The organism is Serratia sp. 14-2641, from assembly GCF_001692375.1.
Lineage (GTDB): Bacteria > Pseudomonadota > Gammaproteobacteria > Enterobacterales > Enterobacteriaceae > Chania > Chania fonticola_C.
The window spans coordinates 434196-457366 of record NZ_LXKR01000028.1 but is presented as its reverse complement, the minus strand read 5'-3'; the positions used below and the strand labels follow the sequence as shown (position 1 = coordinate 457366).

25 protein-coding genes and 1 other RNA gene are annotated in these 23171 nt (G+C 49.8%); 4 read left to right on the top strand and 22 right to left on the bottom strand.

From position 1 onward, the window contains the following. Positions 1–39 precede the first annotated feature (39 nt). Both rsmI and rnpB read left to right on the top strand, forming a co-directional pair. Positions 40–903, top strand: a complete 864-nt coding sequence (gene rsmI / locus A6U95_RS12600) for a 16S rRNA (cytidine(1402)-2'-O)-methyltransferase (protein ID WP_021180663.1) — start codon at positions 40–42, stop codon at positions 901–903. 41 nt (positions 904–944) lie between these two features. After that, positions 945–1323: RNase P RNA component class A (rnpB, locus tag A6U95_RS12595), an RNA gene on the top strand. A 107-nt stretch (positions 1324–1430) separates the two neighbouring features. Here the strand turns inward: rnpB and A6U95_RS12590 are convergent. The 11 genes from A6U95_RS12590 to A6U95_RS12545 form a co-directional block, all read right to left on the bottom strand. Further along, entirely contained in the window at positions 1431–2585 is a 1155-nt protein-coding gene (locus A6U95_RS12590) for a hypothetical protein (protein ID WP_065684731.1), read from the bottom strand. 1 nt (position 2586) lies between these two features. Beyond that, entirely contained in the window at positions 2587–5172 is a 2586-nt protein-coding gene (locus tag A6U95_RS12585; RefSeq protein ID WP_065684819.1) for a fimbria/pilus outer membrane usher protein, read from the bottom strand. A gap of 104 nt (positions 5173–5276) precedes the next feature. After that, the gene (locus tag A6U95_RS12580) at positions 5277–6005 is read right to left on the bottom strand and encodes a molecular chaperone (RefSeq protein ID WP_241810652.1); all 729 of its coding nucleotides are present in this window, start codon (positions 6003–6005) and stop codon (positions 5277–5279) included. 65 nt (positions 6006–6070) lie between these two features. Beyond that, positions 6071–6787 carry a molecular chaperone gene (locus tag A6U95_RS12575; protein WP_065684729.1) on the bottom strand — a complete coding sequence of 239 codons (717 nt, stop codon included), beginning with the start codon at positions 6785–6787 and terminating at the stop codon, positions 6071–6073. Positions 6788–6796: 9 nt separating this feature from the next. Next, positions 6797–7324, bottom strand: a complete 528-nt coding sequence (locus A6U95_RS12570) for a fimbrial protein (RefSeq protein WP_065684728.1) — start codon at positions 7322–7324, stop codon at positions 6797–6799. Further along, a complete protein-coding gene (locus A6U95_RS12565; RefSeq protein WP_065684727.1) occupies positions 7299–8015 on the bottom strand; it encodes a molecular chaperone in 717 nt (238 codons plus the stop codon). The genes A6U95_RS12570 and A6U95_RS12565 overlap by 26 nt, the downstream gene beginning before the upstream one ends. 58 nt (positions 8016–8073) lie before the next feature. Beyond that, positions 8074–8625: a hypothetical protein gene (locus A6U95_RS12560; RefSeq protein WP_065684726.1), complete on the bottom strand. Its 552-nt coding sequence runs from the start codon at positions 8623–8625 to the stop codon at positions 8074–8076. A 410-nt stretch (positions 8626–9035) separates the two neighbouring features. Continuing rightward, positions 9036–9551: a hypothetical protein gene (locus A6U95_RS12555; RefSeq protein WP_065684725.1), complete on the bottom strand. Its 516-nt coding sequence runs from the start codon at positions 9549–9551 to the stop codon at positions 9036–9038. Positions 9552–9986: 435 nt separating this feature from the next. Further along, positions 9987–10463: a hypothetical protein gene (locus tag A6U95_RS12550; RefSeq protein WP_241810651.1), complete on the bottom strand. Its 477-nt coding sequence runs from the start codon at positions 10461–10463 to the stop codon at positions 9987–9989. Beyond that, entirely contained in the window at positions 10447–11256 is an 810-nt protein-coding gene (locus tag A6U95_RS29745) for a winged helix-turn-helix domain-containing protein (RefSeq protein ID WP_074423344.1), read from the bottom strand. Before A6U95_RS29745 ends, A6U95_RS12550 begins: the two co-directional genes overlap by 17 nt. A gap of 567 nt (positions 11257–11823) precedes the next feature. Then, positions 11824–12525, bottom strand: coding sequence for a pirin family protein (locus A6U95_RS12545; RefSeq protein WP_065684724.1), 702 nt, complete (start codon positions 12523–12525; stop codon positions 11824–11826). Between the two features lie 107 nt (positions 12526–12632). On the opposite strand from A6U95_RS12545, the gene A6U95_RS12540 reads away from it, so the two are divergent. Continuing rightward, complete coding sequence (locus tag A6U95_RS12540) at positions 12633–13538, top strand: LysR family transcriptional regulator (protein ID WP_021180661.1); 906 nt, start codon at positions 12633–12635, stop codon at positions 13536–13538. Positions 13539–13753: 215 nt separating this feature from the next. On the opposite strand, the gene A6U95_RS12535 is transcribed toward A6U95_RS12540, so the two are convergent. The 11 genes from A6U95_RS12535 to A6U95_RS12485 all read right to left on the bottom strand — a co-directional run bounded on the left by A6U95_RS12535 (position 13754) and on the right by A6U95_RS12485 (position 21348). Further along, positions 13754–14740, bottom strand: a complete 987-nt coding sequence (locus tag A6U95_RS12535) for a glutathione S-transferase family protein (protein WP_065684723.1) — start codon at positions 14738–14740, stop codon at positions 13754–13756. 117 nt (positions 14741–14857) lie between these two features. Then, positions 14858–15253 carry a DoxX family protein gene (locus A6U95_RS12530; protein WP_024528174.1) on the bottom strand — a complete coding sequence of 132 codons (396 nt, stop codon included), beginning with the start codon at positions 15251–15253 and terminating at the stop codon, positions 14858–14860. 278 nt (positions 15254–15531) lie between these two features. Continuing rightward, positions 15532–15819, bottom strand: a complete 288-nt coding sequence (locus tag A6U95_RS12525; protein WP_065684722.1) for a YqjK-like family protein — start codon at positions 15817–15819, stop codon at positions 15532–15534. Next, positions 15797–16216, bottom strand: coding sequence for a phage holin family protein (locus A6U95_RS12520; protein WP_024528176.1), 420 nt, complete (start codon positions 16214–16216; stop codon positions 15797–15799). The genes A6U95_RS12525 and A6U95_RS12520 overlap by 23 nt, the downstream gene beginning before the upstream one ends. A 2-nt stretch (positions 16217–16218) precedes the next feature. Beyond that, on the bottom strand, positions 16219–16524 hold the full coding sequence (locus A6U95_RS12515; protein ID WP_021180656.1) for a YqjD family protein: 306 nt from the start codon (positions 16522–16524) through the stop codon (positions 16219–16221). Between the two features lie 164 nt (positions 16525–16688). Continuing rightward, positions 16689–17060 (bottom strand): DUF1090 domain-containing protein, encoded by a 372-nt coding sequence (locus tag A6U95_RS12510; RefSeq protein ID WP_024483094.1) that lies wholly within the window; start codon positions 17058–17060, stop codon positions 16689–16691. Positions 17061–17273: 213 nt separating this feature from the next. Next, positions 17274–17648, bottom strand: a complete 375-nt coding sequence (gene mzrA, locus A6U95_RS12505) for an EnvZ/OmpR regulon moderator MzrA (RefSeq protein ID WP_074423343.1) — start codon at positions 17646–17648, stop codon at positions 17274–17276. Beyond that, positions 17645–18319, bottom strand: a complete 675-nt coding sequence (locus A6U95_RS12500; protein ID WP_021180653.1) for a DedA family protein — start codon at positions 18317–18319, stop codon at positions 17645–17647. Before A6U95_RS12500 ends, mzrA begins: the two co-directional genes overlap by 4 nt. Before the next feature lie 199 nt (positions 18320–18518). Next, a complete protein-coding gene (locus A6U95_RS12495) occupies positions 18519–18983 on the bottom strand; it encodes a hypothetical protein (protein WP_241810650.1) in 465 nt (154 codons plus the stop codon). A 172-nt stretch (positions 18984–19155) separates the two neighbouring features. Then, complete coding sequence (exuR, locus tag A6U95_RS12490; protein WP_024528180.1) at positions 19156–19932, bottom strand: transcriptional regulator ExuR; 777 nt, start codon at positions 19930–19932, stop codon at positions 19156–19158. Between the two features lie 117 nt (positions 19933–20049). After that, positions 20050–21348 carry an MFS transporter gene (locus A6U95_RS12485; protein ID WP_024528181.1) on the bottom strand — a complete coding sequence of 433 codons (1299 nt, stop codon included), beginning with the start codon at positions 21346–21348 and terminating at the stop codon, positions 20050–20052. Between the two features lie 396 nt (positions 21349–21744). On the opposite strand from A6U95_RS12485, the gene uxaC reads away from it, so the two are divergent. Further along, positions 21745–23157, top strand: a complete 1413-nt coding sequence (uxaC, locus tag A6U95_RS12480; protein ID WP_065684721.1) for a glucuronate isomerase — start codon at positions 21745–21747, stop codon at positions 23155–23157. Positions 23158–23171 lie beyond the last annotated feature (14 nt).

The window sequence follows — 23171 nt, the reverse complement described above, 5'->3', positions numbered from 1 at the left end:
CAAGATGCTCAATATTAAATCGGCAATCCGGATGAAACAATGAATCAACACCAACAATCAGCTATTTCTGCCTCGACACTGTACGTGGTGCCCACCCCCATCGGCAACCTGGGGGATATGACTCATCGGGCCATAGAGGTACTGAAAAGCGTCGATCTGATTGCGGCGGAAGATACGCGCCATACCGGGTTGCTGCTGCAACACTTTGCTATTAGCGCGCGGTTGTTTGCGCTGCACGACCATAACGAACAGCAGAAGGCGGACCAACTGCTGGCAAAATTGCAGGAAGGCCAAAGCATAGCACTGGTGAGTGACGCAGGCACGCCACTGATTAACGATCCGGGTTACCACTTGGTGCGCCGTTGCCGTGAAGCGGGGATCCGCGTCGTGCCGCTGCCGGGCGCCTGTGCTGCCACCACCGCGTTGTGTGCCGCCGGTGTGGCTTCCGATCGTTTCTGCTATGAAGGCTTCCTGCCAGCCAAAACCAAAGGCCGTAAGGATACCCTGCTGGCGCTGGCAGAGGAACCGCGAACGCTGATTTTCTACGAATCTACCCACCGTTTGCTGGAAAGTTTGCAGGACATGGTTACCGTGTGGGGGCCGCAGCGTTATGTGGTGCTGGCGCGTGAACTGACCAAAACCTGGGAATCGATTCACGGTGCCCCAGTGGGGGAACTGCTGGCCTGGGTGCTGGAAGATGAGATGCGCCGCCGCGGGGAGATGGTGCTGATTGTGGAAGGCCACAAGGCACAGGAAGACGATTTGCCGCTTGAAGCGCTGCGTACCCTGGCTCTGCTGCAAAAAGAGTTGCCGTTGAAAAAGGCGGCAGCGTTAACCGCAGAGATCCACGGCGTGAAGAAAAATGCGCTGTATAAACATGCGCTGGAGCAGCAGGAACAGTAAAGCGGTTGACCTACAGGCGCTGCAACGCTACTATCCGCGCCGGAGTTGACCAGACAGTCGCCGCTTCATTGCCGTCCTCTTCAGGGGAGACAGATGGAGGGGAGGAAAGTCCGGGCTCCATAGGGCAGGGTGCCAGGTAACGCCTGGGAGGCGCAAGCCTACGACTAGTGCAACAGAGAGCAAACCGCCGATGGCCCGCGCAAGCGGGATCAGGTAAGGGTGAAAGGGTGCGGTAAGAGCGCACCGCGCGGCTGGCAACAGTCCGTGGCACGGTAAACTCCACCCGGAGCAAGGCCAAATAGGGGTTCACATGGTACGGCCCGTACTGAACCCGGGTAGGCTGCTTGAGCCAGTGAGCGATTGCTGGCCTAGAGGAATGACTGTCCACGACAGAACCCGGCTTACCGGTCAACTCCACTCCTCTTTAAAAACAGTGGGTTGGTGTGTCCCAAGCGTATTTCATGTCACAGTGATAGACACCTGGGATACACCAACCGTTGTTCACTTCATTAAAACAGATTTGCCCTTCAATTAAAGACAACATCGACAGTTGCTGAGGCGCTGACGTTGCCAACCGGTAATGTACTGCCCCCGGAACAAAGCCGCCAGGTGAGTTCATTTGGAAAGCTCACGTTGCCTGCACCTGTACCTATTGAACCTAATCTTATAGGATCACTATTAAACTTCAGCCCTCCTGTCGAATTGCAGGCTCCATTGTCAACGCCGGCTATTCCCGTTATTTCACCCGTGATATAACCACCTCCCTCATTGAGGGGCAACCGAGCGGCTTCGCCGTCGAAAAAACCTGAGTTGGACTGAAATTTCACGTTAATATTCGCTGAAGGATTAACGCTACTTTGTGTGCAACCCACCTCCAGATTGTCGTTCACTCGTCCTAATTCAGTCCTGATAGTCGAATTATGTTCAACCTCGCCAAAGTCGATCGAATTGTTAATATTAATCGAACATTGGCGTGTGGACACTTTAATCTGAAAGCTCGCAAAATAGGCATACGCATTGTTCGACGGTGCTATGACTCTGGACTTAAAAGACATAATAGGAACAGTGTATATTCCATCTTGTTGAGTCCCGTCGGTGATAATGATCCAATCGCCTGTCACTGAGCCCGAACGCTCGCTACCTACCTGGAAAAAATTGCTCACAGGAGATGACCTAGGTGTCAAACACCAGGCTGAATCTGTAACCTGTGCAGCCAGAAAGTTTGCTCCGTTTCCACTGATTATCCCCTTCGTTTCTGGTTCACCAAGACTTCCACTCATGGTTTCTTGTACTCCATTATCTAACTTATAACTGATAGTGAAGGTTGTCCGCGGAACCACAAAAACCCCTTGAGCAATTTTCAATGCTTGTATTCCGTTAATATCAGTCATTTGGGTATTATTGTAACAATTCACCGAATTAGATATGCCGATAAAAGCGTAAGTTGGATCGAGATCAGTAAGGAATTGGCTGAACGGTGGTGTGGTAAACTCAGCACTAATAGCTGGACCAAACCATTGTCGACTACCACTGCCAATATCAATTGTGACTGCCTGCGATGGCATAATAGCGCCCAACGACAGCAGACAAAACCCTACTTGTAACCACGTAAAACCAGTGGCGTTTATTTTATCTGTCACTGTGTTTAACCCTCTATAAAGTGAATGCTCGGTGCTTAACATGTTAAACACCACAACGTAATGGCAAATGACGGATAGGATTAGCCGCCGACGGGGCTGGCGTGTTCGTCAAATTAAACGCTACATTGCATTGCTGGCCAGTATCCTTACCCCATTTAACCTGTAGACGACCACTTTCCGGCAGCCCGCTGAGGTAGACCTGCCCGGCATCGCCAACAATACTGGTATGTGGCTCTTCACTCGCGCTCCCTTCAACGGCAACCACGGCGCCGAAAGGTACTAATCCACTACTGTGACTCAAGGTGATCACTGCCTGATAACCGATGCGCGTGGCAAAGTTAGCCTTAACTACCGCGCCTTTAGTCGGATAGACATTTTGGCTTGAGTGGGTCATATCAACGCTCTCTGGGAGGGTTGATGGGTCCAGGCTAATATTATTGCGCTGATAGTTTGAGAGATAAGGCACTACCGCATAACCACGGCTGTCCACCCGATTATTACCGCTCATCACCTTACTTCCCCCGGCGCCTGGCGCACTCACTAAGGCAACGGTATCACCCAGAGGTTGACTCAATGTAACCCCTTCGGCATGTGCCACCACCCCGCCGCTGGCATTCATATTCACTGCGCTATAGCCACTACCATAGCTATATCCCATATTCGCGATGCCCTTGCTGCCACGATAACCGGTATTCACCGATCCCATGTCACTGCTGCCGTCGTTAGACCAGCCTTGTGTCACGCCGTAAGAAAGGCGGTCATCCATGGCGGTCCCATTGATACCTGCCTGATGCTGAACGCTGCCTTGATTGTTATTGGTCATCTGATAACTGGCAAAGCTGCGGTCAGCCAGTGATGAGCCACTGAACAAGCTTAAGGGTACTTGAACGTTCATCGATAACTGTCTGTTCTCCGGCCAGCTGTTGTCACCTTTAATGCGATCAATGCTGTAATTCACACCGTAAGACACCCCTCGGTAGCTATTGGTATAACCCGCAGTCAGGTTGTTGTTGACCTTGCCGTTGTCCCAAAAGTTATCCCGCATCCCAGAGAGATAGAGCGACCCTAAATCACCCATATTCTGCGATAACCGCAGTTGGTAACTATTACGCTTACGGTCTTGTGACCAGGGAAGTTGATCGTCACGTAGTTGGTAGCCATTGTTGTTAACATCGGAAAAACTGTAATAGTCACGGGTCGAGTAACGCATCGTCGCGACATCTATGGATGTGCCGGTACTGGCAATATTCTTGGCATAGCGCAACCGATAGGATTCTCCCCGCTGCCGGTCATCCATGTCCTTGAGTTTTGCGTTCGAGTGAGTCACATCCGCAGACAGAGCCCCAAAACTCCCTAACGACAGCCCGCTCCCCACTACGCCTGAGAAGTAATCATCTGCGACCAGCCCGCCGCCATACAGAGTGAGGTTATAGGGCAGGCCATAAACCAGAGTGCCTAGCCCGAAGGTTGATTCCTGCGAGCCAACCGTAGTGCTGCCATTATATTTGCCACCGGTCAGCTCATACTTGAAGGCACCTGGGCGTAACATTACCGGTAGTGTTGAATAGGCAACCGTCTGGGTGCGAACCGAGCCATCAGCTTCGGTTATCGTTACCGTCAAATCACCAGAAGAACCACTTTGCCCCAGGTCCGTGAGCGTAAATGGACCTGGTGCAACATAGGTTTGATAAAATATGTTGCCATTCTGGCTTACTGTTACCCTGGCATTACTCTGCGCAATACCGGAGATAACCGGTGCAAAGCCTCGCAGGTTATTGGGCAACATCTCCTCGGTTGAATTCAGTTTGACGCCACGAAACGGAACACTGTCAAAAATATCCCCTCCGCTGCTGCTTTCACCGGCCAATATTTCCGAGTGCCAAGGCTGGATATCCCGCTGTAGGTAGGTATTGATAAACTGGGTGTCTTGCGTACTTTCACCCGCACGATTATCACCATTGGTCGTGTTCCGGCTATGGATAATAAGGCTGCGTAAACGCCAGGCATCAAAGTTCAACCCCGCGCGTAAATTGGCAAAGAAGTTTGTTTGCTCTGATGTTCCCAGATCGGATTGGGAAGAACGTCGGCTACGGCTGCCGTTCAAATTATAATTAAGCAAAAATGCCGGAATACCTTGATTCCACAATGAGGGATCCACCTGATTGCTACTATTCGGCTGCATGGCAACTTGGGGGATACTGAGATCCAGCCGCAACTTGGCCAGTGAAAATTGCACCTGCGCATGAGGGATCAAGGCAGGCAAATCCTCCACTGGTTGATCCAATGGCAAATTTGAGAAAGTCGCCAGTGCAGTAGTGTTCACACCTAACTCATTCAATAGCTCTGGCGTGAGGGATGGCTCAACCTTGCCCCCTGCGCCTTTTTTGAAAGTGATATTTTGTTCGCCGCGCTCAGTTTGGTTAACAAATATCGTCACCAGATAGTCCCCTTCGGGCACCTGACCGGTAGTTTCAAATTGAGTCAGATCTACTTTTGCCGACTGTTCTTGATCAAGCATTAGCAGCCCGGCATCAAAATAATCCCTGCCCCAAGCAGGCAAGACAGACGTAAATAATATTGCACCTGTGAATATAGGTGATATTTTTACCCTTCCAACGTATAGTTTCATGATATTCAGCTCAACCTGGTGTTTATGTTTTGCCAATACGCTGCATTGGAATTAAAAACATAGGATTTACCAGCAGTTAAAGTAGTTCATCGATAAACGGGCTCTTAATGCGGAGATAAGCCAGTCAGTGATTTTTGTTGCGCTAGTGGCGTATCCCATGCTGTCTCATCGAGCAATTGCCACTCAACTGGCCCCTTGGTTCCCGCAGGCAAGTTATAACGTTGCTGCCCTTTGGGTGGGACCATCAGGCGCATAGCCGCCTTATCGAACAAGTGGTTACCGACTTTTAACCGGGAAAATGTCAACCAAAACGGCGTAGGATTCTCAGCAACCAGCGTATTACCCTCCAGATGGAAGCGTAATTGTGGGGCTGCACCGGCTACCCCACTGTCCGGCAGACCGGATGGGCGATAAAAGAGTTTGAGATTGCTGACGACAGCTAACGTTAATTGGCCACCGTTTTTCGACGTATTCTCAGGTTTTGACGGTATCGCCTTAGTGGCAATATAAAAGACGGACTCCCTATCCTGCGGTAACTCCCCTCCCGTGCGGCGAATACGCAAGGTTAAATCACTATTAGGCTCTAGCCGTTGTAGTGGCGGGGTGACAATAAAAGGCATAGAGGTAGCGACTTTACCCTGCGGTACAACACCGCCAGTTTGCGGATCCATAGCACGGATCCAAGATTGCATTAAAAAAGGCTGATCGCTTTTGTTATAGACGGTTAATGCAACCCCTTGGCTGGCTTTCTCCGGGTAAATAACCCGCATCACATAAAATGAAATACCTTTGGATTCAGCCTGATTGGCGCTCACCGATAAACTGTTCAGCATCAGTAAGCCTCCTGTCATTATTAATGATAGGCGAGTAAAGAAACTTTTCATTTATTCCCCATAAATTATGGTGGTGAATATTCGCATTTCGGCGAAAGTATCCCGTAATCGGTAATCATTCGCCAGTCAGCCATAGCCAACGGTGAAGTCACTGGATAAATTTGATTGCCATGAGGAGCAATCATTGCCGGGTGCTGTTTGAAACTGACTGCGCTTTGATTAATATTCAATTGGCCCAGCGTTAAAAAATAGGGTGTGGGGTTATCAACACGCACACCATTAGCGACTTGGGTAAACTGTAATTTGCAGTAAGCCTCTTCCGGGGGCATAGTCAATCCCGCAGGGCGATAGAACAGCTTAATAGAAAAACGAATTCCCATTGATAGCTGAGCCTGCTCTGTAAACTCGGAGGTTTTAGCTGGGATAGCCAGAACAGATAAATAAAACACCGACTCATGTTGCTGTGATAATTGCCCTTCATTTTGGCGCATAATACGTAGTGAGTTGCGGCTATTAGGCTCTAGGCGAAATAATGGCGGCGTCACGATAAATGGAGCAGCCTGTTGATTATCTTGGCCCAACTGTACCAGAGACTGAATTAAATACGTTTTATCTCCGCTATTCTTAATCTGGACGGTACGCGCCCGATCGGTTTCATTAAATATGACCCGCGTTTGTCCAAGGCTTATTCCGCCATCAGCAGCAAAAACGATATTTCCCCAGAGGCTAAGGAGTAAGCCGCTGATAATTTTCAGGTCTCGGAAACAAAGGGCTTGGGTCATAATGAGCTCTTAATCGTAAAGAAAATTAAAGGTCACTCGAGCAACGAGTTTACCGGCTGTGGGATGACACCCCCCAGAGTCAATACAAGCGACCCCTGCGGAAAACGCCATGGTGGCACCTGCGGCTGGCGGAACTATCCCCTGAAATTGCAGTTTGTCACCATCGCGAACGGCATTCGTCTGTTGAGTTAGCAATACACCAACCCCTTGGGCCTCTGAGTCAGGATCACGAAATAGCCATTTACCGTTATTGTTATCACCATTCCCAGTGACTTGGATTACCGGTTTTTGGTGGTTGGCTCCCGTCCCGCTACAATTTTGTACTGCCAGAGAGAAAGTATCGGATGCAGCAACGGCTCCCGATGACAACGAATTTGCCTGGATGCTTCCCAACTGCAAAATCTCTTTATCTAGCTTGATTTCGCAAGTTCCAGGAACAATGGTTGCGCGGAAATCCGCTGTTTCAGCCGCTTGTCCCTGTATAGTGACAACACAGATGAGAAGGCTCGCGTTACGGCACCATTTTAGTAAAGGCATCGATACCTCCAAGGTCGTTAATTACCCGCCAGTCGACCTCCCCTTGTTTGACTTTGGTCGCAAAGATGTGGCTACTGAAAGGGGCAATCATATTGGCTCCAGGGCTTGCCAAAGACAGCGCCTCTCCGCCAAAACGGATGCCGGCAAAGTTAATAAAATAGGGTGAGGCGTTATAAACCTGTAATCCCTCTTTCACTAAGGTAATTTGTAGGTTCTTATGCGCATCGGTGACGGACGGGGTTAACCCTGAAGGGCGATAAAACAGCTTGATAACATTCGCCACGCCCAGTTTTACTTCACCACCCACTTTCTGCTGTTGGTCATCTTCTGTTCCAGCAGTGCTACTTGGTATCGCCCGTGCATTAATATAGAAAACCGACTCACGGTCACTAGGTAAAACCCCACCATTAGCAGAAATCCGAATCTGGTTGCTACTATTGGGTTCCAGGCGAAACAGTGGAGGGCTCACCAGAAAAGGTGCAGCTCCTTTCCCATCAATAGCAGCACTGACGGTGGCATGCACTAAATAAGGAGAGTCCGATTGCGTATTGCGCAAAGTGAGTGACACACTTGGCGCTCCCTCTGGGTAAATGAGTCGAGTGTTACTAATACCAAATCCGCCGGCTTGTACGGTTTGATTCGCCGCCATACCAACAAATAGCAAAGACAGTGTGCGAAATAAAAATCTCATGGTTCAAACTCCTCTTGCCTGATGGCAGGGAGTTATCGTCACCTGCCATCAGAAATGGTTAGTTATAAATAAAGCTAAATGTGATAGGTACACTAATATTTTCATTTGCGATGGCTGAGATATTATTTGTTGCCAACGCGACGCTTAAAGGAATCGACTTTTCAAAGTCGCCAATTACTGGCGTGCTACCCGCAGTTCCGACAGGAATGTGGTCTCCACTTTGCAAGATGGTGCCATTATGTTTGACCATGACCCCGATATTGGATCTATTATTGGTGTTAAAGATATTGTTGTCGCCACCACTTAATGTCGAACCCGCAATGCGCAAACTCGCGGTATCACCCTCCGCTAACGGCTCCTCACAATTCGAAATTCTCACATCAAAACTTTGTGCGGTCGTATCAATAAAACTATTGGCGACGGTGAAAACATCTTTTCTATGGTTACCCAGGTTCAATCGATCGGTCACGGAAACATCACAGGTCGCAGTGACGATGTTAGCTTCTATCGTGATCATGGCATTACTCGAAGAACCAGCTGCAAGGGCCGTTCCAGTTGAGGCTAATAGTAACAAAGCGGCTGGTGACAAAGTTAAAAGTGTTGTACGCATGGTTTTATTTCTCCAGTAACTCGTTGATTAAGGATTTTGAGTGTGCCCTAGAGGGAGCGATAAACTTAATGATTTAGTCTCATTAAGGTTTAGTTAAGACTCTTCAGGTTTTTCTTTAACGAAATCTTGTTTTAACAAATTGATTTAAAAGGATTTATCATCATTAATAAGTGTGTTATTTAAAAAGAGAAATGTAGAATTTTAGCCTGAAAATGTTTGAAGCATGTCCTCTAAGTTCTCCTGCGGAGGCTAGTTTTTGAAGCCAGTTGCTTGCACATAATCGTCTTATCCAAAAGCGTGGGAATAAAGTTGATAGTTGTCTAAGTATGAATGGAGAAAATATGAGGAAAAGTGACCAGCAATGAAACTCTCAATGTGCAGATAGATATCTATTACTAAAAGTATTATTTCTACTCATCTTTTAAAAAATTAGAGCAGTATACATAGGGCATTGTTTTGGTTGAGATGTAATAACTTCCATTACGATTCTTAGCGAAGAAAAAAACCATAGGGTAATCATCAACTAAATAAAATCGAGATAACATCAGGTCTAAAAACAAGGATTCGTCCACATCATTGGTTTCAGTCACCCAGTTTTTCTTTGATGTTAATAAAAAATCATCATTAATCGTAGTCACATCAAAAAATGTTCTTCGGCTTACCGTGCCTATTCTTTCATTGTTTTTATAAACAATGCCATCAATATAGACAATGCCATTTTTATCATTTATTGAAAACTCGAGCGTCAGTTCTGTCATTAACCCCAGTTCTTCTCTATGAATGGCCATGTTCGCATTGCAAATAATAATATCACTTTTATCAACCCTAAATTTCAATAGTAAAAATAAAGCTGAAGAGACAAAAGCAATAGAGAGTATTATTTTTAATATAAAGTAAAATTTATTTGCAAAGGCGGTGTCTTTCATTAAATAAAAACCTTATTGTTTTAAGCTTATTGCCCAGACTTTACTTAAAAATAGTTGTTTCTTGTTTTCATCAATATGCGAGCTGATAAATTAGAGTAGCAAGTAAAGCATAAGTTAAAAAATAGTATAAATTATAGAGTCTTAATAAAAGAGTAGTTAATGAATTCATGGAGAGAGGCCCATGCCAAAGCGGCGATCAAGTTCTATATCTGGTTGTAATTAAAGATAATTATATGATTTTAGTATAGGTAAGTCACAACTCATACGGAGTTCGGATGGGGGGGGATTTTAACGTAGGGTTATCTAATTAAGATTTGATTAATATTCAGATAACCTTAGAGGAAAACTATGGCATAGAATCGAATAAAACAGTTAAATTCTCTCTGTTTTAAATAGGAACGTCTATGCCACCGCTTAAGTAGAACTCTCAATAAACTAATCCTTATTGCAAAGAAAACTCGCCACATCATTAGATTCAATAATATAATTATTATTGTTAACTCGATAAATGGAAATTAAGATATTACTACCAACCTGAGACATAAAACTAGGTAGCATTTTCTCAAGATCTGTTCGGCTCACTTCATCTGAAAGACTAATCTCAATTGCAGTAAAAGTCAAAACCGTTTTGCTATCAATATCGGAGATGTCAAATAATATCTTACGGGTTAATTGATAAGGGGTGTTATTATTAGTAACAACGCCATTGATAATCATATAACCATTTTTACTATAAAAATTAATCTCAACATTAGACTTAATGTTGAAATCTTTACTATACGTATAATGAACGCCGTGGCAATTAAGTTTTTTATTGTTGTCGTCCACTAAAAAATAAGCATAAGCGATAGCTGAAACAATCATGATGACAGCGATGAGAATCGGGAGTGTATATTTAGTGTTTAATTTCATTTAAACCACCATGATTGACGAATATTTCAGTTTTACAATTATTTTTCTTGCTATAATTGACTTCATGCTCACAAGAAATGACTGATATTGTAGGGTGCCTTGATGTGTAGTTTAAGTAAATATAAGGGTACGTTTTACACTCTAATGATTGTGTACTTAGAAAAGCGTTGATTTTCTCTTGACTTCCCAAGTTATGTAATTCAGTGCTGGTAAATATACTGCATTCATCAAATTTTGATAAAAATGTGAAGTTTTTAGGATAATCCATTATTCTTTTAGGAATGCTTTTGTTAATAAAATAAATAACAATCCCAAATAAAATAAACATAGAGGTGACCAGTAACACAATATTATGTTTTTTATATTTACTTTGGGTTGTTAAGTTTTCATCTTGGCGATGAGGGGCAATATTTTCACTAATAACGTCATTAACTTCATCTTCAGGGTCAATATCGACTTCGCACTCTGCAACTTTGGCGACCGTAAAGATAAATCCTTTGCCTCTTACCGTCGTGATCGTGTCCCCAGATAACCCTATATCTTGTAATGCTTTTCGCAGTAATGAAATATTTTGATACAAGGTATTTGGTGTGACATTGACACCATTATCACCCCAAGCAATTGAATACAAATCACTTTGAGATATTATCAAACCAACACGATTGACAAATGCCTCGAGTAATTGTGCTGTTGGTACGTTGATTTTAATGCGAGCACCACTCAACGAAGATGAGAGGGTAGCACTTTCAGGGTGAAATGAAATATTATCATTTATAGTATAACATTTACTCATGCCAATTGTGTCCAATGATACGTATCAAAACTTTATTATAGATAGTCATCAATAATAAGCAATACCATCTGTGTGTGATGAACACGAGTGCGTCACATGTTGTAGGCACGGCTTTTGTGCAATCACATCACCTCTATATCGATTTTCTCAATTTGAAGGGTAAGTCATCGGGTTCAATAAGGGCTTTGATACCTTGAGTCTCAAAACTATAAGGTGTGTTTTCAAAGTGGAAAGTGACGGGTTGATAGCAGGATATTTGAGAAAGACTGGTATGCATGATGCCACCAGTCTGGGATCGCCTGGCGGTACTATTGATTTATGCGTAATACAGAAGAAAGCCAAACCGACGGTAGCAACATTATCTTTTGATGTTTAGTCGGGTAATTTTTATGGCATTGAATATTAATAAATCTATAGAAATTATGGCATGCGGTCAGAGATACACATGAGCTATTAACCCCATGTGTATGCTGCGGGAGTCAGCTGTTGGGTTTGACTAGTGGGTTTACGGGCCATACAGATAACCCGCGTGACGAGAGTCGCGCGGGGTTTTTCTTTATCTATATCCTACACTGGCAAATCAATCAGCAGTGCACGTAGCGGCGCTTCGGCCTGGATGGTGAGGCGGTTTTCCTCGCGGATAAACGCACCATCTCCACAGGTCAGGCGCTGGCTCTGGTGATGGTCGCCATTGACCTCAACGGTACCGTAGATCGATTGCAGGTAGGCACGTGGCCCATGCAGAGTAAGCGTCTGCTGTGCTCCCGCCGGTAAGTTCAAATGATGTATCCAGACCTGTTGGCGCAGTTGCAGGCTGCCTTGGGCACCATCCGGTGAGGCCAGTAGCGTATAGGGCTGATCTGGCAGGCTCAAACGCTGCACACGCTCGTTACTGCGCTCCGGACAGGCATCTAGCCACAGTTGCATCCGGGTCAGTGGCGTGCTGCTGCTGACGTTCTGTTCGCTATAGCTAAGCCCCGGTTGCGTAGCCAGCAATAACGCCTCTCCTGCCGCTGCGCGTACGGTATTGCCGTCGCTGTCCCGGTATTCGGCTTCACCCTGCAGGATCAGATTCAGTATATCTACGTTGGGATAGGTGCGTGGCTGGAAGGCGGCACCCGGTGCTAATACCTCTTGATTCAGTACCCGCAGCGACGCATAGCCCATCAGTTTGGGATCGAAGTAGTGGCCAAAGGAAAAGGTATAACGAGCCTGCAGCCAACCAAAGTCAGCTTGCCCGCATTGTTGTGCTGTTCTGCATGTGATCATGGCAATCGGCTCTCTAAATTCATTCTCTTGATGGTAAGCATCTGGACGGCGGATTGTTAGCCAGTTAATCTGGTCGGTATATTCAAATTTCCTGATAGAGAGTTTCGATGGCCAGAGATCGGGCGTTAACGCTTGAAGCGCTTAGGGTTATGGATGCGATCGACCGCCGTGGCAGCTTTGCCGCCGCTGCCGATGAGCTGGGGCGAGTGCCTTCGGCGCTCAGCTACACCATGCAAAAATTGGAAGAAGAACTGGATGTGGTGCTGTTTGACCGCTCCGGACATCGCACCAAATTTACCAATGTTGGGCGTATGCTGCTTGAGCGTGGCCGCGTACTGCTCGAGGCGGCAGACAAGCTGACGACCGATGCAGAGGCATTGGCACGAGGGTGGGAAACCCATCTCACCATCGTCAGCGAAGCGCTATCCCCTGCCTATAAGCTGTTCCCCTTGGTCGATAAGCTGGCGTTGAAGGCCAATACCCAGGTTTCGATCTTTACAGAAGTGTTGGCCGGGGCATGGGAGCGGTTGGAGCAAGGGCGGGCCGATATCGTTATTGCGCCGGATATGCACTTTCGCGCCTCTTCTGAAATCAACACCCGCAAGCTGTATAAGGTGATGAGCGTGTACGTTGCCGCACCGGAACATCCGATCCATCTTGAGCCGGAGCCGCTGTCGGAGCTGACTCGGGTGAAATACCGTGGTATTGCAGTGGCAGATACTGCGCGGGAGCGGCCAGTCTTGACGGTACAATTGCTGGATAAACAGCAGCGCCTGACGGTGAGCACCATCGAAGATAAGCGCCGCGCCTTGCTGGCTGGGCTGGGGGTTGCCACGATGCCTTATCAGATGGTGGAGAAGGATATCGAGCAGGGGCGCTTGCGCGTGGTAGGGCCGGAATATAGCCGTGAAGCGGACATTATCATGGCCTGGCGGCGCGACAGCATGGGCGAGGCTAAATCCTGGTTCCTGCGTGAGATCCCGCGCCTGTTTGCACGCGAGGAGAACCAGTAACTTCTACGCATTTTCGCATTGTGTCCCCTCACCCTAACCCTCTCCCACAGGGAGAGGGGACCGATCGAGCTACAAGTAAACTCCGTTACTCGTCTTTTACCCATTAGATCTTGCACCTGAACAAGGCGCCATTGCAGCACCCTCTCCTATTTGGGGAGAGGGCGGGGGTGAGGGGGGCAGCGATTGCCGGGCTTCAGACTCACAGCAATCTGCAATTAGCCAAAACGCACATCGCGCCCGTGGGGTTCATCCAGATCCTGCGCGGGGCCGATCGAAATGATCCCGTGCGGGTTGATGGTGGCATGGCTGCGATAATAGTGGTTGCGGATATGCGCCATATCGACCGTTTCGGCAATCCCTGGCATCTGGTAGATATCGCGCAGGAAGCCGTAAAGGTTGAGATAGTCGCTTATGCGGCGTTGGTCGCATTTGAAATGAGTGACGTAGACCGGATCGAAACGGATCAGCGTGGTCCACAGGCGGAGATCGGCCTCGGTGAGTCGATCACCGGTTAGATAACGCTGTTGGCCGAGGATCTGCTCAAGCCGCTCCAATGAGGCGAACACGCCGTTCACCGCTTCGTCATAGGCTTCCTGGCTGGTAGCAAAACCGGCCTTGTACACCCCGTTGTTCACCGAATCGTAAATCCAGCCGTTGAGCGAATCGATCTCCTCACGCAGTGCTGCCGGGTAGTAATCTCCAGCCCGTGCGCCGACGGCGTCGAAAGCGCTGTTGAACATGCGAATGATATCGGCAGACTCATTGCTGACGATGGTCTGTTGCTGTTTATCCCACAGCACTGGCACGGTAACGCGGCCACTGTACTTCGGATCGGCCCGTAGATAGAGCTGGTAAAGAAAATCGGAGTGATACAGAGCATCGCCGGTTGCTGCCGGGAAATCCTGGCCGAAGGTCCAGCCGTTTTCCAACATCAGCGGATGCACCACGGAAACCGGGATGATTTGCTCCAGCCCCTTCAATTTGCGCATCAGCAGGGTACGGTGTGCCCAAGGGCAAGCCAGGGAAACATACAGATGGTAGCGATCTTGCTCGGCCTTGAAACCTGCTTTGCCATGCTCTCCCGCAGCGCCATCTGGGGTGACCCAATTGCGAAACTGAGAGGTTGAACGCTTGAAACGGCCCCCGGTGGATTTGGTGTCATACCAGGTGTCTTGCCAAACGCCATCAACGAGTTGTCCCATGAGGTCCTCCAAAATATCCGAGAGTGAAAGTCAAAAGGCCCGGCATGAAGAGCCGAGCCTTTATACCCGTCGTCTTTCAAGCTGTAGCTTGAAATCCGTAGTGTATGCTTTATAAGCTTACCACTTTTTGTTCAAAATGCGGTCAATGCTGAAGCCGCCAGGGCCTGCAACCGCCAGTACGATGAAGCCACCGGCAATGGTCAGGTTTTTCATAAACATCAGCTGGTTCACGCCTTCAGCAAAGTTGGTGTGGAACAGCAGCGCGGTCAGGATGGTGAAACCGGCAGTGAACAGCGCCACGGTACGGGTCAGGAAGCCGAACAGAATTGCCAGGCCACCGCCGAACTCCAGCAGGATGGTCAGTGGCAGCAAGAAGCCAGGTACGCCCATCGACTGCATGTATTGTTGGGTGCCAGCATAGGCATCACCCATTTTGCCGTAACCTGCAACGATAAACAGGATTGGCATCAGAATACGAGCAACCAGCAAACCTGCATCTTCTAATTTCTTCATCATTAACTCCAAAAAGTGTTGTTGCTTGCCAATCTTGGCATTGGTACCGCCAGGGGGGCTTTAGCCGCCATGTCCGGTTGATGGAGTGAATGTTAGACGGGAATGCTGCGGGTTGTTAGCAAGTAAAACTGTCGTAATTTTTCAAAAAATCTGAATATTAAAAACTCTATAAAAGTAGTTATAAATCATTCAATTAACGATTAATAAGATGTGTTTGGATAAAATCCATGCAAATAAAAGGGATTACCAACGGGATAATTGAACTTGTTACAGCGCGGTTATTTTTTGGGAAGGGCGTTACGGATCAGACGAACGGTGCCCCAGACGCTGAGCGCCCGCCGTGACCAGCGGATCAACTTGCTAGGATGGCGTATGCCGTACAGCGCGATCACGCTGGAACCGATAGCCATATATTTACGCAGCCCATACAAGGTCTGCCAACTGCGATCGAAGGATTCGGTTTTTTGTAGCCACTGGCTTTTGTTGGCGGCCAGATCCAGGCGTTGCTGCTGGATCTGCCGGATGAGTTGCTCTTTTCTGCGTTCACGGTACTGGCGGTGATTCATGTTTCTCCTCCAGTTCAGCACGATCGAGTTCCAGTTGCTGACGTGTTGCCCCTAACAGTGTCGAACGGCGAGCCTTGGACAGGGTCCAGACGATGCCCACAACGGCCAGGAACAGCAGAACGGCGGTAGTCGTACCCAACGCCATCAGGCGATAAGCGGGGTCGATGGCCCAGAAGATGAGGATTAACAGGCTCATCAGGCCGAAGGCGGTAAACAGAAGGGTAAGCCCCGCCATCATCAGCAACTGAATGAGGTTGGCTTTCTCCTCTTCCAGCTCGATAACGGCCAGACGCACCCGGGTTTCCACCATGCCGACCATAATGGTGACAATCCGTTGGGCGATATCCAGGACCCCTTTACCGGGGCCCTGTGCGCGCGTTTGCGGCTGCTCTGCCATAATCAGCGGCGCGCGAGCAGAACGCCTAACACCACGCCAACCGCGGCGCCGATACCGATACCGGTCCACGGGTTTTCACGCACGTAATCATCGGCCTGGCCAGCCATCTGCTTGGTTTGGTGAGCCAGTTTGTCACCGGCATCGCTCAGACGGGCACGGGTTTCTTTCAGTGCGCCTTCTGCTTTGGAGCGCAGTTTGTCCAGTTCAGCTTTAGGTTTATCGGTGGAAGAGTTCAGCACTTCTTCCAGCGTATCGGCCAGGGACTTCAGTTCAGCGCGTAAATTTTCTGCATGTGAATCATGTGCCATTTCGATAACTCCTTAACATTAACTTCGACAGACTTTTAACATAGCGGATTTATTCACTTAAGCAAAGGGCTTATCCCCGGTGGATATCACTAACCAATGTCATTAACGGTTGGTAAAATCCCGCCAGATGGGGCTCTTAGCGATAAATCCGCTAATATAAAAAATTATTCGGCCTGCGCGGCTTTCAGCTCTGCCTGGGCTTCTGCCAGCTTTCTCTGCTTGTTGGCGATTTTATCTGCCTTGCCGGTTTCCTGAGCCTCTTTCAGCTCCTGCTCACGCTCGGCCACTTTCTCCTGCTTATCAGCAATCTTCTTCTGGCGATCGGCTTGTAAACCGGCCTCGGTGCAGTGGGTCTGTACTTCGCTCAGGGCTTTCTGCAGGCCTGCCACGCGGTGGCTGTTGCCGTGCTTAGTGGCATAATCGATCTGGGTCTGGATCTCCTGGGCTTTGCTGGCACAAGTCTCAACCGCTGCCTGTGAAAGCGCAGAAAAAGTGAACAGGGGGATGGCCAGTAACAATGTGTGGCGTAATTTCATGATTTCAATTCCTTAATGCTGGGAGATAACAAGGATGCTCCCGGTTTCCTGCTGCCCAAGGGGCAGTGCGACAGGTGGCCTACGCGGCTGACCCATGCAGACAATCAGCATAGTCACAAATTGCGTAGAACCCCAAATGTAGGGGCGCTGCATGCTGCGCCCGATTAGCCGGATGTAACGACAGCTAAGATAATCCCTTAAATGGGAAAGGGATTATCCCAGATTAAGTGGCGCGCGTGCAAATTTACGCACCCAGCGGCCGGGGAGAGGAGACTCGTTCAGGGCAATGGTATAACCGGGGGGCAGGATGTTTTCCAGGGCTTCACGGGCCAGCAGTTGCTGCTCAGGGGAGTCCAGGCGGATCACCAGGCCATCGCCCTCCGGTGTAATGCTTTTGATGCGGATACCGCGTTCATCCAGGCGCTGATAGACGTAAAAACCATCTGGCAACGATAAGCCCTGCTGAACCACGTGAATACGCAGCTCGTTTTCCGTACGTAAAATGTATGGCGCCAGCACGGCGGCCAATGCCAGCAATAGCAATGAAAGCATCAGCGCGTATTGCCAGCGTGGGCGTTGGGTTCTCACGCGTCTTTCCCTGCACGGTCGGCGCGCTTTTTGCGCCACAGCACCACTAGCGAACCGACCAGCCCGGCGACCAGTAGCACCAGTGGCAGCATCATCAGGCCGAACATCAACTGGTCTTCATACTTGCGGAACATCGGGGTTTTCCCGAGGGCAAAACCGACCGATACCAGGATCAGAACCCACAGCAGGCCGCTCATCCAGTTAAAGAACTGGAAGCGTGCGTTGCTCAAACCGGACAACCCGGCAATGGTAGGCAACAGCGTACGGACGAAAGCCAGGAAACGGCCAACCAGCAGGGCCGACAGGCCATGACGGTGGAACAACTGGTGGGCACGCTGATGGTAATGGGCCGGTAGATGAGCTAGCCAGCCCTGTACCGTAGGCGTATTGCCTAGCCATCGGCCTTGTATGTAGCTAACCCAGCACCCCAGGCTGGCTGCGGTGGTCAGGATAAGAATGGTCACCGGGAAATTCATGGTGCCTTTGGCGACCAGGACGCCGACCAGGATCAGCAGGCTATCACCCGGTAGGAAGGCGGCGGGCAGCAGGCCATTTTCCAGAAATAAGATCATAAACAGCAAGACGTACAGCGTCCAGACCAACGAGGGGTTGGCCAGCGTTTCAAAGTCTTGCTGCCATAAGGCATCCAACAGTTGCTTAATGATATCCATCCGGTGTTCCTAAAAACGTCATTGTTATTTTCGTTCAGCGGCTGGGGGCGGTAAGCTCGCGGAGGGCCTTGGCTGCTGAAGATGATGAACGGTGTTGCTTTATTCTTTGGTTCTATACCCGTCGTCTTTCAAGTTGCAGCGTTGTTATCTGCACTTGCTGTAACTTGAAATCCATAGGGTAAAACGGGGCGACACCGGATCATGAGTGATACGTTAGCGAGCCACGGTAAAGTATATTGCTCTCTTTCCAACCCCCGAGCCTGCTTTGTTGCTGCGGGAAGTTCAGCGTCCAATTGACCTGCCGCAACCGGTTAGGGGCTGGGTTATCTGCCTGCGGTTGTGGCCACAGGCGGTAGCCCAGATCCGTTGCTAAAGTATAGGCCGGAACCGATTGGGACGGGGCCTGCAACGAGCTGGGATAGGAATGCATCCGGGGCAAAGACAGCAGTAGTTTGCTGAGGGGCTTGCGGCGGAGTTCACTGTGCGGACGGTAATCCTGATCGTAGGGGGAAACCACATGCTCATCAAATAATGCCTGAGCACTTAACGCGGAGGCTAAGGCTGCGGTTTGTGCTGCATAGAGCTTTGGGCCGGAGACCGAACCGGTCCAGCAGGAAAGAGCAATAAGCATGGCAAACAACCAGCGCATGTATTCGCGTTCCACCCCAAAGTCCGTCGATAAAAAAGTGGGCTAACTCTACCAAAATAGCACGATTGGCAACAGGGAAATCTACGTGGTCGCTGGGGAAATATCGCGCAGTGGGCGGCTGTACCGGGATCGATTCAGCCGTTTTTACAATACCTGACATTCGGTGCGATTTCTTGACGCCAAAACCCTATTTGGTGGTGCTGGCCATGTTATCCAAATGGATCACCGGATTCTCGGCAAACAGGTAGCGATCGGCGTTGTATTCGAAATCGTCGGTGGTGGCATTGAACAGCATCTGCTTGGTGTTTTCCAGATGTTGCCACATGGCCAGTTTGGCACCGTGAGGATCTTTACGTATTAGCGCTTTAAGGATCTCATCGTGATCGTCGCACCAACTGGCAATGGAACGCTCATCGATATGTTCGTGCAGTTTGATCCAGTAAGGGTTGCTGACACGCTGAGCCCACATTTTTTCCACTATGGTGGCCATGGCGGTATTCTGAGTCGCCAGCGCCACCTGAACGTGGAATTTGAGATCCCACTGCGAATCGCGGAAGCGATCCTCTTTGCGCGCCTGCTCCTGGATCTCCATCAGTTGGACGATATCCTGCTTGGTCACCTGGGTGGCGGCGAACTCGGCGATGTTACTTTCGATCAACTGGCGTGCCTGTAGCAGTTCAAAAGGCCCAGAGGTAGCGAATTCGAGGCTTTCACCCGGTACTACCAGGTGCTTCTGCTGGTTGGAGATCACATGGATGCCCGAGCCTTTGCGCACTTCGACGTAACCTTCCACCTCCAGCATGATGATCGCCTCACGCACCACGGTGCGGCTAACGTTCATCTCTTCTGCAATATAACGCTCGGCTGGCAGTTTCTCACCGACCGGGTAGACCCCGCCCTCAATGCGCCGTTTTAGCTCGGCGGCCAATTGCTGATAAAGGCGTCTGGTTTCAGTGAATTCCATAGTGAATACTCGGTGGTAGAAGGGCGTGATGCCATAGGACCTGTTATACCACTTATCCGTTGTAGCTGCTAGCGAGTCAGATGCGAAAAGCCCGGCACAAAGGCCGGGCTGTGGGGGTTAGCTGCTGGCATCTGCCGTTTGTAATCGCTCCTGTTCCAGCTCGGAAACCGGCTTGTTTTGCAGCACGGTCCAGATCACGATGGCGGCCAGGATATCGAACACCGACAGGGCAGCGAACAGCGGGCTGAAGCCCATGGTGTCAGCCAATGCGCCGACCACCAGAGCGAACATGGTACTCGCCGTCCAGGCGGCCATCCCAGTCAGCCCATTGGCGGTAGCGACTTCGTTGCGGCCAAAGACGTCCGACGACAGGGTAATCAGCGCACCGGACAGTGCCTGGTGGGCAAAGCCCCCGATGCACAGTAAAGCAATGGCGACATAAGGGCTGGTGAACAAGCCGATCATGCCTGGGCCGATCATCAACACTGCGCCCAGGGTGACCACCAGTTTGCGTGAGACGATCAGGTTGACGCCGAAATGCTTTTGGAAGAATGGCGGCAGATAGCCACCCAGGATGCAGCCGAAATCGGCGAACAGCATCGGCATCCAGGCGAACATGGCAATTTCTTTCAGGTTAAAGCCGTAAGCCTTGAACATAAACAGCGGGATCCAGGCGTTGAAGGTTCCCCAGGCGGGTTCTGCCAGGAAACGCGGCAGCGCTATACCCCAGAACTGGCGGTTACGCAGGATCTGCCAGGCGGACATCTTCTTGGCGTTGCTGGTCTGGTGGTGCGCTTCCTGCCCATCCAGAATGTAGCTGCGTTCTTCGGTACTGAGTTTCTTCTGGTCTTTCGGGTGCTTATAGAAGATCAGCCAGCAGATGGCCCAGATCAGGCTCAAGACACCGGTAATGATAAACGCCATTTCCCAGCTGTGCGCCACAATCGCCCAGACCACCAACGGAGGAGCGAGCATCGCGCCCACCGAGGAACCGACGTTAAAGTAACCCACCGCGATGGAACGCTCTTTGGCTGGGAACCATTCGCTACTGGCTTTCAGCCCGGCAGGGATCATCGCTGCTTCGGCCATACCGACCGCACCACGGGCCATCGCCAGACCGACCCAGCTGTTGGCCAGCGCGGTGCCCATACAGAAGATGGCCCACAGGATGGCAAACATCGCATAGCCGATTTTAGTGCCGAGCACGTCAAGGATATAACCTGCAACGGGCTGCATCAGGGTATAGCAGGCTGAATAGGCGGCAACAATATAGGAATACTGTTGGGTCGTGATCCCCAGTGAACCTTCCAGCGAGGGGGCTGCGACGGACATCGCATTGCGGGTCAGATAACCGAGCACGGTACCGATAGTCACCAGGCCGATCATATACCAGCGTAAGCCTTTAATTTTACGCATCCCAAATCTCTCCCAGTCTAAAAATTTCGGCCACCGGCAAGCCTGTGGCGGTCATGGTGGTGATTCCCTTTCATCTGGTTGCCGGTATTCCGCTTACCGACGCCGTCCTGCGCATTGCCATTGAACCGTGGTTATAAACCAGTAGCAGGGTGGCGAGAAGATAACTTGTCATACAGATTTAAAAGTTGAGTGATATCACAAAAACCATTATTTTTTTAAGTGATAATGCTTGTCATCATAAGGCATTGGTTTAATGAGAGTCGTCTGGATAGGCGCTTGGAGGCCGTAATGATGGGTTAACCAAGGTAAAATTTCGCTAGACTCTACGATAAATTGGTGTGATAACTTTGCAAAAGTTGACAGCAAGGCTAGCCAGGAAAACGGTGAGGAACCCATATGGCCACGTTTTTGAGCGATGATTTCTTGTTAGACAGTGAATTTGCCCGCCGCCTGTATCACGACTATGCAGCGGATCAGCCTATTTTCGACTATCACTGCCATTTGCCACCGCAACAGATTGCCGAAAATACTCGTTTTAAGAACATGTACGATATCTGGCTGAAGGGCGATCACTATAAGTGGCGCGCGATGCGCACCAACGGCGTGGCTGAACGCCTGTGTACCGGCGATGCCTCTGACCGTGAAAAATTTGATGCCTGGGCGGCAACGGTGCCGCATACCATCGGCAACCCGCTGTATCACTGGACGCACCTGGAACTGCGCCGTCCGTTTGGCATCACCGGCAAGCTGCTCTCCCCGACTACCGCAGATGAAATCTGGCAGCGCGGCAATGAACTGCTGTCGCAGGAGGCTTTCAGCGCTCGCGGCATCATGAAACAGATGAAGGTGAAAATGGTGGGCACCACCGACGATCCGATCGACGATCTGCGCCACCATCAAACCATCGCCGCCGACAGCAGCTTCGATATCAAAGTATTACCAAGCTGGCGCCCAGATAAGGCCTTCAATATTGAAGCCGCTGGGTTTAATGACTATATGCAACAGCTGGAAGCCGCCGCAGATACTTCCATCAACCGCTTCAGCGATTTGTGCGATGCGCTGAAAAAACGCCTGGATCACTTTGCCGCTCACGGTTGTAAGGTTTCCGATCACGCGTTAGACGTGGTGATGTACGGCGAGGCCGATGAGGCCACGTTAGACAAGATCCTGGCCCAGCGCCTGCGCGGGGAGCTGCCAACTCCACAGCAGGTTGCCCAGTTCAAGACCGGCGTCCTGCTGTTCCTGGCTGCTGAATACCAGCGCCGCGAATGGGTGCAGCAATACCACATCGGTGCACTGCGTAATAACAATAGCCGGATGTTCACGACTATCGGCCCAGACATTGGCTTCGATTCTATTAACGATCAGCCGGTAGCCGAATGCTTGTCTCGCCTGCTGGATGCTCAGGCCAGGCAGGGTGCGCTGCCGAAGACCATTCTTTACTGCCTGAACCCACGGGATAACGAAGTGATCGGCACCATGGTCGGCAACTTCCAGGGCGAAGGTACGCCGGGCAAGATCCAATTTGGTTCAGGCTGGTGGTTTAACGATCAGAAAGACGGTATGCAGCGCCAGATGACGCAGTTGGCACAGCTTGGGTTACTTAGCCGTTTTGTGGGCATGTTGACCGACAGCCGCAGCTTCCTTTCCTACACGCGTCACGAATACTTCCGTCGCATCCTGTGCCAGATGATTGGCCGCTGGGTGGAAGATGGCGAAGCACCGGCGGATATTGCGTTGCTGGGTGAGATGGTGAAAAACATCTGCTTCGACAATGCCAAACACTATTTTGCTATCGAATTAGCGTAGTTACAGCTCGAGGT

What these genes read in the sequence shown, in the direction of transcription:
- rsmI (WP_021180663.1), top strand. Translation starts at nt 40, where the DNA reads ATGAATCAACACCAACAATCAGCTATTTCTGCCTCGACACTGTACGTG.
- A6U95_RS12590 (WP_065684731.1), bottom strand. Translation starts at nt 2,585, where the DNA reads ATGTTAAGCACCGAGCATTCACTTTATAGAGGGTTAAACACAGTGACA.
- A6U95_RS12585 (WP_065684819.1), bottom strand. Translation starts at nt 5,172, where the DNA reads ATGAAACTATACGTTGGAAGGGTAAAAATATCACCTATATTCACAGGT.
- A6U95_RS12580 (WP_241810652.1), bottom strand. Translation starts at nt 6,005, where the DNA reads ATGCTGAACAGTTTATCGGTGAGCGCCAATCAGGCTGAATCCAAAGGT.
- A6U95_RS12575 (WP_065684729.1), bottom strand. Translation starts at nt 6,787, where the DNA reads ATGACCCAAGCCCTTTGTTTCCGAGACCTGAAAATTATCAGCGGCTTA.
- A6U95_RS12570 (WP_065684728.1), bottom strand. Translation starts at nt 7,324, where the DNA reads ATGCCTTTACTAAAATGGTGCCGTAACGCGAGCCTTCTCATCTGTGTT.
- A6U95_RS12565 (WP_065684727.1), bottom strand. Translation starts at nt 8,015, where the DNA reads ATGAGATTTTTATTTCGCACACTGTCTTTGCTATTTGTTGGTATGGCG.
- A6U95_RS12560 (WP_065684726.1), bottom strand. Translation starts at nt 8,625, where the DNA reads ATGCGTACAACACTTTTAACTTTGTCACCAGCCGCTTTGTTACTATTA.
- A6U95_RS12555 (WP_065684725.1), bottom strand. Translation starts at nt 9,551, where the DNA reads ATGAAAGACACCGCCTTTGCAAATAAATTTTACTTTATATTAAAAATA.
- A6U95_RS12550 (WP_241810651.1), bottom strand. Translation starts at nt 10,463, where the DNA reads ATGAAATTAAACACTAAATATACACTCCCGATTCTCATCGCTGTCATC.
- A6U95_RS29745 (WP_074423344.1), bottom strand. Translation starts at nt 11,256, where the DNA reads ATGAGTAAATGTTATACTATAAATGATAATATTTCATTTCACCCTGAA.
- A6U95_RS12545 (WP_065684724.1), bottom strand. Translation starts at nt 12,525, where the DNA reads ATGATCACATGCAGAACAGCACAACAATGCGGGCAAGCTGACTTTGGT.
- A6U95_RS12540 (WP_021180661.1), top strand. Translation starts at nt 12,633, where the DNA reads ATGGCCAGAGATCGGGCGTTAACGCTTGAAGCGCTTAGGGTTATGGAT.
- A6U95_RS12535 (WP_065684723.1), bottom strand. Translation starts at nt 14,740, where the DNA reads ATGGGACAACTCGTTGATGGCGTTTGGCAAGACACCTGGTATGACACC.
- A6U95_RS12530 (WP_024528174.1), bottom strand. Translation starts at nt 15,253, where the DNA reads ATGAAGAAATTAGAAGATGCAGGTTTGCTGGTTGCTCGTATTCTGATG.
- A6U95_RS12525 (WP_065684722.1), bottom strand. Translation starts at nt 15,819, where the DNA reads ATGAATCACCGCCAGTACCGTGAACGCAGAAAAGAGCAACTCATCCGG.
- A6U95_RS12520 (WP_024528176.1), bottom strand. Translation starts at nt 16,216, where the DNA reads ATGGCAGAGCAGCCGCAAACGCGCGCACAGGGCCCCGGTAAAGGGGTC.
- A6U95_RS12515 (WP_021180656.1), bottom strand. Translation starts at nt 16,524, where the DNA reads ATGGCACATGATTCACATGCAGAAAATTTACGCGCTGAACTGAAGTCC.
- A6U95_RS12510 (WP_024483094.1), bottom strand. Translation starts at nt 17,060, where the DNA reads ATGAAATTACGCCACACATTGTTACTGGCCATCCCCCTGTTCACTTTT.
- A6U95_RS12500 (WP_021180653.1), bottom strand. Translation starts at nt 18,319, where the DNA reads ATGGATATCATTAAGCAACTGTTGGATGCCTTATGGCAGCAAGACTTT.
- exuR (WP_024528180.1), bottom strand. Translation starts at nt 19,932, where the DNA reads ATGGAATTCACTGAAACCAGACGCCTTTATCAGCAATTGGCCGCCGAG.
- A6U95_RS12485 (WP_024528181.1), bottom strand. Translation starts at nt 21,348, where the DNA reads ATGCGTAAAATTAAAGGCTTACGCTGGTATATGATCGGCCTGGTGACT.
- uxaC (WP_065684721.1), top strand. Translation starts at nt 21,745, where the DNA reads ATGGCCACGTTTTTGAGCGATGATTTCTTGTTAGACAGTGAATTTGCC.